10 protein-coding genes are annotated in these 8334 nt (G+C 60.8%); 5 read left to right on the forward strand and 5 right to left on the reverse strand.

What is annotated here, in order from left to right; all coding sequences use genetic code 11:
* Window positions 1-98 precede the first annotated feature (98 nt).
* From nuoL to VIW95_RS14805, 5 genes are read right to left on the reverse strand one after another with little or no spacing between them, the layout of a single operon-like run.
* The gene (gene nuoL / locus VIW95_RS14785) at window positions 99-2024 is read right to left on the reverse strand and encodes an NADH-quinone oxidoreductase subunit L (protein ID WP_331587874.1); all 1926 of its coding nucleotides are present in this window, start codon (window positions 2022-2024) and stop codon (window positions 99-101) included.
* 10 nt (window positions 2025-2034) lie between these two features.
* Window positions 2035-2337, reverse strand: coding sequence for an NADH-quinone oxidoreductase subunit NuoK (nuoK, locus tag VIW95_RS14790; protein WP_331587876.1), 303 nt, complete (start codon window positions 2335-2337; stop codon window positions 2035-2037).
* The gene (locus tag VIW95_RS14795) at window positions 2334-2867 is read right to left on the reverse strand and encodes an NADH-quinone oxidoreductase subunit J (RefSeq protein ID WP_331587878.1); all 534 of its coding nucleotides are present in this window, start codon (window positions 2865-2867) and stop codon (window positions 2334-2336) included. The genes nuoK and VIW95_RS14795 overlap by 4 nt, the downstream gene beginning before the upstream one ends.
* Window positions 2867-3982, reverse strand: a complete 1116-nt coding sequence (locus VIW95_RS14800; RefSeq protein WP_331587880.1) for a complex I subunit 1 family protein — start codon at window positions 3980-3982, stop codon at window positions 2867-2869. Before VIW95_RS14800 ends, VIW95_RS14795 begins: the two co-directional genes overlap by 1 nt.
* The gene (locus VIW95_RS14805; protein WP_331587882.1) at window positions 3972-4472 is read right to left on the reverse strand and encodes an NAD(P)H-dependent oxidoreductase subunit E; all 501 of its coding nucleotides are present in this window, start codon (window positions 4470-4472) and stop codon (window positions 3972-3974) included. Before VIW95_RS14805 ends, VIW95_RS14800 begins: the two co-directional genes overlap by 11 nt.
* Window positions 4473-4682: 210 nt before the next feature.
* Here VIW95_RS14805 and rsmD point away from each other — a divergent pair, with 210 nt between their 5' ends.
* The 5 genes from rsmD to VIW95_RS14830 form a co-directional block, all read left to right on the forward strand.
* Window positions 4683-5264 carry a 16S rRNA (guanine(966)-N(2))-methyltransferase RsmD gene (gene rsmD, locus VIW95_RS14810; protein WP_331587884.1) on the forward strand — a complete coding sequence of 194 codons (582 nt, stop codon included), beginning with the start codon at window positions 4683-4685 and terminating at the stop codon, window positions 5262-5264.
* A 13-nt stretch (window positions 5265-5277) separates the two neighbouring features.
* Window positions 5278-5811, forward strand: a complete 534-nt coding sequence (gene coaD / locus VIW95_RS14815) for a pantetheine-phosphate adenylyltransferase (RefSeq protein ID WP_331587887.1) — start codon at window positions 5278-5280, stop codon at window positions 5809-5811.
* Window positions 5812-6096: 285 nt separating this feature from the next.
* On the forward strand, window positions 6097-6741 hold the full coding sequence (locus VIW95_RS14820; protein ID WP_331587889.1) for a CPBP family intramembrane glutamic endopeptidase: 645 nt from the start codon (window positions 6097-6099) through the stop codon (window positions 6739-6741).
* 140 nt (window positions 6742-6881) lie between these two features.
* The gene (locus tag VIW95_RS14825; protein ID WP_331587892.1) at window positions 6882-8081 is read left to right on the forward strand and encodes a pyridoxal phosphate-dependent aminotransferase; all 1200 of its coding nucleotides are present in this window, start codon (window positions 6882-6884) and stop codon (window positions 8079-8081) included.
* Window positions 8081-8334 (forward strand): hypothetical protein (locus VIW95_RS14830; RefSeq protein ID WP_331587894.1); only part of this gene is annotated, 254 nt, incomplete at its 3' end. The genes VIW95_RS14825 and VIW95_RS14830, both read left to right, overlap by 1 nt.

Consider the following 8334-nt stretch of genomic DNA (forward strand, 5'->3'; position numbering starts at 1 on the left):
GAAAGCGGAGTTCCAGATTGCACGCTGTTCGCTCTGCATAAGGATGAAGAGCGCGCCAAGCAGCGGCAGGAAAATCAAAGCTGTCAGCAAGCCGCCACTCATCGTCCCGTCACCAGGAACAGGTAGTAAGCCACGATCCCCAACGCGCCCAGCAGGTAAACGAATGCGTAGTGCTGGACGTTGCCCGTCTCAGCGCGACGCGCGACCTGCCCCGAGGTCTGGACTGCCAATCCCGCACCCTCGGCGGCGCCATCGATCACGAAGCTGTCAATCGCGCGGTTGAGCACGTTTTGCGATACCCAGAACAGCGGCCGCGTGACTACCAGGTTATATAGTTCGTCGATGTAGTATTTGTTGAGTAGCAATTCGTAAGGAGCCTTCAGCCGCCACGCAAGCAGGAACGGGATGCCCGGCAACTGGATATACAGCACCCACGCAAGCACGATTCCGACAATCGACGCCGCCAGCGCTATAAGAGACAATTGAGTTGAGTTCGCTTCGATGACTGGCTTGAAAGTACCGACCGCCGGAGCGAGGAATCGTACGAACGCATTTCCCCACAACCACCCGTCGGGAAGATTTACCCATCCGCCAACCGTCGCGAGAATAGCCAGTACGATCAGCGGAACAGTCATTGTGGCCGGCGATTCGTGGATATGATGCTCTTTGTCGGCCTCGACGCGTGAGTCGCCGAAGAACGTCATGAAGATCAGCCGGAACATGTAGAACGACGTGAGGCCGGCGGTGATCACACCGAGCAACCAGAGCCAGGTGTGTCCCGAATCGTAGGCGGCTTCGAGAATCAGGTCTTTGGAGAAGTAGCCGGAAAACGGAAACACCGCCGCGATCGCGAACGTCGCGATGAACATCGTCCAGAACGTGATCGGCAGCTTGCGGCGCAGCCCGCCCATCTTGTTCATGTCCTGCTCGCCGCCGAGCGCGTGAATGACCGAGCCCGCGCACAGGAACAGCAAGCCCTTGAAGAACGCGTGCGTCATGACGTGAAAGATGCCCGACGCGTATGCGCCCGAACCGACGCCGAGAAACATGTAGCCAAGCTGGCTGATGGTCGAGTAGGCGAGCACTTTCTTTATGTCTGGCTGGACGATCGCGATACTCGCGGCAAAAATAGCCGTGACGGCGCCAACCGTCGCTACCAGGTCGAGCGTGCTCGGCGCCATCGTGAACATAAATCCCAGCCGCGCGATCATATATACGCCGGCGGTGACCATCGTCGCCGCGTGAATCAGCGCACTGACCGGAGTCGGGCCGACCATCGCGTCGGGAAGCCATACATAGAGCGGAATCTGCGCCGACTTGCCGGTCGCGCCGATGAAGAGCAGGAAGCAGGCCGCGGTCGCGGCTGTTCCGCCCATCAGGGCGGCATTGTTGCGAAGCGCGACGAAGTCCAACGTCCAGACGTCGTGCGCACCAAGCGTCGCGACGATGGTGAACATGCCAAGGAGAAAGCCCGCGTCACCAATTCGATTGACGACGAATGCTTTGCGACCGTTATACGCGTACTGAGGATTGGTGTACCAGAATGCGATTAGCAAGTAGGAGCACAGTCCGACACCTTCCCACCCGACGAACATCATTAGCAAGTTGTCCGCAAGAACGAGTATCAACATCGATAGTGCGAACAGGTTCATGTAGGTAAAGAAGCGCGCAAAGTCTTCGTCGTGCGCCATGTACCCGACTGAGTAAAGATGGATTAGTGCGCCGACCCCGGTGACTATCATCACCATCACGCCCGACAGCGCATCGACGCGCAGCCCCAGATCAGCGTGGAACTGTCCCGCCTCGATCCATCCCCACAAATGCATAACGAGCGCGCCGCCCGGAGGCATCGCGAGCAGCGTCCAAAATGCCCACGTCGCAACGCCGAATGCGGCGAACATCACGCCCGGTCCCACGACATTAACCGCCGCGCGTCCCCATCGGGCGCCGAAGAACAGGTTGAACACGACGCCGAGCGCCGGCAACAGAAGAATTAGCGAGAGTGCTGGAAACTCAACTGTCATTTGATGTTCGTCACCATCTCATCAGCGTCAGGTCGTCGGCGTGGACGGTTTCGCGATTACGGAACGTCGAGATGATGATGCCCAGGCCAACTGCCGACTCAGCCGCCGCGACGGTCATCACGAAAAACACGATCACCTGGCCGTCCATCGAACCGAGGCGGCTGCCGATCGCGATGAAAGCGAGGTTCACCGCGTTGAGCATCAGCTCGATCGACATGAACATCACGAGGATGTTGCGGCGGATGATCACGCCGGTCACGCCGATGGCGAAAATTGTCGCGCTCAGCGACATCATGTAGGTGAGCGGAATCATGATGCGATCTTCCTCGCCACGCGCGGATCGTCGGTGCCGGGCAGTTTGCGCGCAAGCGCGACCGAGCCGACCACCGCCGCCAGCAACAGCGCCGAGGTCACCTCGAAAGCGACCAGGTAGTCAGTGAACAGCTTGCCCGCGAGGCTCGCGAGCGAACCGTAGCCGGCGGGTTCGTGAGTGAACTTCACCTGCAGATGCGGTGGCGCGAGGATAAAAAACAATTCGGTCACGAGCAGCGCGGCCGCGAGCGAGCCGAAGATCTTCAGCGCGAGATGACCCGTCGGGCCGGCTTCGACTTGAAGATTCAACAGCCAAATCACGAACAGGAACAGCACCATGATCGCGCCCGCATAGACGATGATTTGCAGGAAGCCTACGACGACTGCGTCCTCGCCGATGAACAGTACGGCGATGGTCATCAGCGTTCCGATCAACGCGAGCAGCGAATGAATCGGGTTGCGCTGAACGATCACTCCGAGCGCCGAAACGATCGCCAACGCGCCCAGAAAGATATAAAGGAACGGCGGCATCAGTGCGCGCTCCCGGTTGCCACCACGACGAATGCGGTCAGCAGCACGTTTAACAGGCCGAGCGGCACCAGTCCCTTCCATCCAAGACGCATCAACTGATCGTAGCGGAAGCGCGGCAGCGTCCATCGCACCAGGCCGAGGAAGATGCACAGCGCGACGACCTTGACCAGAAACGCGACGACGCCGAGGAGCGAAACCACCAGCGCCGGCACGGCGAGAAATGCGCCGCCCGGGAGATGAAAGCCGTCGCGCATCAGCCACGGCACCTGCCATCCACCGAGAAAAAATGTCGTCAGCAACATCGCGAGGAGCGCCTGCTCGGCGAAATCGGTCAGCATGAAAACGGCCTGCTTGCCGCCCGAGTATTCGGTGAAATAGCCCTGGATCAGTTCCGAATCACTCTCCGGCAGGTCGAACGGGATGCGCTTGGATTCCGCGGCGCCCGCAACGAGCAGCAGAAGGAAAGCGAGCGGCTGTACGAAAATTCCCCAGCGCGGCAAAAATCCAAACCACACGCCGCCCTGCCCTCGCACGATTTCCTGCAGGTTCAGCGTGCCGAAGGTCATGATGACCGACACGATCGCGAGGCCCATCGCCAGCTCGTACGAAATCATCTGCGCCGTCGCGCGAATTCCGCCGAGCAGTGCCCATCGATTGTTCGACGACCATCCTGCAAGCGCGACCCCGTACACGCCAAGACCGATCGTCGCGAGCAGATAGAGCGCGCCGGCGTTGAGGTTGGCCGCCTCGAGCCCGATGCGATGACCGGCGATCGAAATCGTGTCGCCAAACGGAATCACGACGAAGGTAATCATCACCGGGAACAGCGCGAGGAACGGCGCGAACGTGTGCAGGAATTTGTCGGCGCCGGCCGGGATGAAATCTTCCTTGGTGAACATTTTTACCGGGTCGGCGATGGTGGTGTTGATGATGCCAAGGTTGGGCATCCCCATTCGTTTCCCGACCCCGGTGATCGTGACGCGATTCGAGCCGATGCGGTCCTGGATTAGCGCGCTGCCCTTGCGTTCGAAGTACAGCAGGAACAGCGCGAGGTTCAATCCGAGCACGATCATCAGGATCGCTTTGATCGCACTGGCAACTAGTTCAATTGTCACGGGCAGCAAGCTCGTCGATAAGTTTGAGCGTGGTTTCTTCGGTGAGATTTTCGACGTACGCGTCCTGGTTGAGCTGGAGCATCGGCGCCGTCCCGCATGAGGCCAGGCATTCGACAGAGCCCAGCGTGAACTTGCCGTCGGGCGTCGTCTCACCTAGCTCGATTTTCAATTTGCGCCGGATGCAGTCCACGATTTTGTCCGCGCCACGCAGCCGGCACGACAGATTGGTGCAGACGTCGAGCAGGTAGCGCCCGACCGGCTTGCGATGGAACATCGTGTAGAACGAGACCACCGCGCGCACGTGCGCGGGCGGCAGTTCCATCAGGTGCGCGACGTAATCCTGAGTCGCGTCGCTGAGCCAGCCGAACTCGCGCTGCGCGATCCACAGCGTCGGCAGCAGCGCGGCCTGCCGCGTCGGATAGCGGCCGAGCAGCTGGCGGTACTCGTCGAGCGCCGCGTCGGAAAACTTGGGTTGCTGGTTTTCGGGCATGGCGGAAGTATTACTGAACCTTCAACATCCACGTTCTTGAGTTCGGGAATCTAATGATTGGTAGCTAATATTTCGTCAATCCGCCAGAGCCGCATGCGTCACCGCTGAACCCAGCCGCGAACTTGCGGGCGTCGGGCAGAACGGGTTATCTATCGTCCGCGACTTCGAGGCAAGAGGCGATAACCGGACCGCCTCGAAGAAACTGACGCGATGCGAATAATTGCGGGACAAGCTCACGGCAGGCGGCTCAAGGCGCCGCGCGGTTTGCGCACCCGGCCGACCTCGGCGCGGGCGCGCGAGTCGATTTTCTCGCGCCTCGCGGTACGGATGGATTTCGACGGCGTGCGCGTGCTCGATATTTTCGCCGGCAGCGGTTCGCTGGGGATCGAGTCGCTCTCGCGCGGCGCAGCGCACGTGACGTTCGTGGATTCCTCGCGCGACGCGGCCACCGCAATTCGCGCCAATCTTGCACAGCTTGAACTTTCCGATCGCGCCCGCGTCGTCGTGTCCGATGTGCATCGCGCACTGGGCGAGCTTGGGCGCACGCGCGCGTCGTTCGATTTGGTATTTGTCGATGCGCCCTTCAAAGATGATATGAGCGTGGAAATAGTTGCGTTGCTCGGTGAATTCAATCTGGTCGCGCCCGGCGGATGGATTGTAGTGGAACAATCGAAACGCGCGCCTGCGGCGCCACCCGCTCCCGAAGCCCACGAGCGCGCTTTCGTTGCAACCCTCGGCGATCACCGGATCGCCTTTTACCGGCGAGCCGACCCGGCGCCGAGTGCAGAGTGACGGTCTTGGGAAAATGACCAAAAGCAAAGAGCGTACTCCGTTGATCGCGGTTTACCCCGGCAGCTTCGACCCAATCCACAACGGGCACGTCGACGTCATCCGGCGCAGTGTCGCGATTTTCGACGAAGTGATCGTCGCGGTGACGTACAATCCGCACAAGGATACGGCGTTGTTCTCGGGCGACGAGCGCGTCGAAATGATCCGCGAGGTCATCCGCGACCTCGAGCCGCGTGCGCGCGTCGACAAGTTCAGCGGACTATCGGTCGACTATGCGGAACGAATCGGCGCCAAGGTGCTGATTCGGTCGCTTCGCGCCGTGACGGATTTCGATTACGAATTGCAAATGGCGCAAATGAACAAGACGATGAGCCCGCACGTCGAGACCATTTTCATGTTTTCCAATCCGCGGCTGTTCTTCAGTTCCTCGCACCTCATCAAGGAAGTCGCAGGATACGGCAAGCGCCTGCCGGAGCTGGTGCCCGAGATCGTAATCGAGCGCCTGCGCGCAAAGCTGAAGGTCGGTGAACCAAAAGATCTGAAACGCTGATTCAAGCCCAGTCATACGATGAACGGCGCAGGGCAAGCGCGAGAGCGCCGATCGGTGATCTGGTTCTTGATTTTCGCGTTCGCTCCAACCTGGAGCGTATGGGCGTGCCTATGGCTCCTGCACGTCAATCCAAACGACACCGTGAGGTTTGCGCTCTTCGGAACAGCCCCGATGTATTTTCCGGGACTCGCAGCACTCGGGGTGCGGCGTTTCATTCTCCGCGAGGGTATCCGCACTTCAACCGTCTTCCGAATCGGCCGGCCACGATTCTACTTGTGGGCATGGATGCTATTTCCGGCACTGATTTTGGCGACTATCTGCCTCGATTTGTTGACGAAGAACGCTCGGCCAGACCGAACCTTCAGCCAGCTTCACGGTCTATTTGCCTCGGCTGGCAGGCCGCTTCCGGCAGACCTGCGTCGTTTTGCCTTCGGCCAACTCGGAATTGCGCTCCTGATCGGGCCACCGTTGCATGCACTCACGACCATCGGTGAGGAGGTAGGCTGGCGCGACTTTCTTCTGCGCTGGTTGATCCGCCTGGGCTTCGACCAATGGGGCGCGCTTCTGATCAGCGGCGCAATCTGGGGCGTCTGGCATATTCCAGTGATTCTCCTCGGCCTCGAATACAGCAACCATCCATTTCTCGGAATCCCGGCATTTGTCGTCTATGCGACACTGGTCGGAGTCATCCTCGGCTGGCTCCAACTGGCATCGGGTAGCGTGTGGGTTCCCGCAGTTGCCCATGGCTCCATTAACGCAGTCCAGCGAGCGTCGCTCGTTTTCATTACGGGTTACGACGGACTGATTTCCGGCGGTCTCGGCAGCTTCGTCGGCTGGCTGCCACTCACCGCGTTCATTGTGTGGCTTGTGCGTTCGCGCCACTTGCCCGTGCGTGATGTCTCGCCCCCCGAGACGGCGATTCGTGTCTAGAGGAGACTCCGTATCTGGTTTGAAAGCGCCGCGACGCTTTCCGTCAGACGGTTTTTTCAAAACGCCGGGACGGCTACAATCGTTCCTCGTTAGCGGCGGCCGATCGTCGCGCGCATCATTCTGAAATTCGGATTTAGGAAATGCTGAAGCTCAATCGCAGAATTGCCGCCATCAAACCGTCCGCCACGTTGGCTGCCGACGCGCGCGCCACCGAAATGAAGCTCGCGGGAATCGACGTCATCTCGCTGGCCGCCGGCGAGCCCGACTTCGACACTCCCGATCACATCAAGCGCGCCGCCGTCAAAGCGCTCGACGCGGGCCAGACCAAGTACACCGCGGTGGGTGGAACCGCGGCGCTCAAAAACGCGATCAAGCTCAAGCTCAAGCGCGACAACAACCTCGACTACGAGCCGGGCGAGATAATCGCGTCGGCCGGATGCAAGCAGGCCGAGGCCAACGTGATCGCCGCGCTGTTCGACGAGGGCGACGAGGTGATCATCCCGACTCCGGCGTGGGTCAGTTTCGCCGCGATGGTTTCGCTGTCGGGCGCCGAGCCGAAGTTCGTTCCGTGCTCTGAACAGAGTGGCTTCATGCTCGAGCCCGAGGCTCTGCGCCGCGCGATCACGCCGCGCACGCGCGGCATCATGCTCAACTCGCCGTCGAACCCGACCGGCGCCGTGTACGGACCCGAGCAGCTCACCGCGATCGCGCGCGTGCTCGTCGATACCGACATCTGGGTGATGTCCGACGACGTCTACGAACACATCGCTTACGGCGAGTTCGCGCCGCACTTGTTCCAACTCGAGCCGCGGCTCAAGTCGCACGGCATTGTCTTCAACTCGCTGTCGAAAACTTACGCGATGACCGGATGGCGCATCGGATTCGCGGCCGGGCCGAAGGAAGCGATCGCGGCCGCTGGCCGCTTGCAGAGCCAGAACAGCGGCAATCCAAACTCCATCACGCAGGCCGCCGCGATCGAGGCGCTGACCGGTCCGCAGGACGGGCTCAAGCCGATGCTCGAGGCGTTTCGCGAGCGCAACGCGCTGGTCGTCGAGCGCGTTCGGCGAATCCACGGCTTCAAGCTGCCCAACATTCCGCAGGGCGCGTTTTACGCTTTCCCGAACGTGTCGGAGTTGCTCGGCACCCGGTTCGGCGACCAGCAAATCACCGACGGCGACGGGCTCGCGGCGTTTCTGCTCGACCAGGCGCATGTCTCGCTGGTGGGCGGCAACGACTTCGGCGCGCCGAATCACGTCCGGCTTTCGTACGCCACTTCGACCAGGAATCTGAACGAAGCATTCGATCGCATCGAGCGCGCTGTCGCGAAGCTCAAGCGCTAGTGCCGATCACCGCCCAGGTCTCGAAGCCCCGGCTTCCGATCATTTCGATCTGCGCGGCGCTCCTCGCGATTGTTGCGGTGGTCTCGCTGGCCCAGCGCCTGCATGGGGTCAGGCACCGCTACCAGGACGTCGATTTCGTTCGCGACTACGGCTGGTGGACTGTCTATGCCAGCGGCCGCGACCCCTGGATCGTGCAGACTACCAGGACGGAATTGCGGCCGGGCCTCGAGCGTCCGCGATTTTGCAATTACAC

Origin of the sequence: Binatus sp. (SeqCode) (assembly GCF_036522015.1) — a bacterium.
Taxonomy (GTDB): Bacteria; Desulfobacterota; Binatia; order Binatales; family Binataceae; genus Binatus.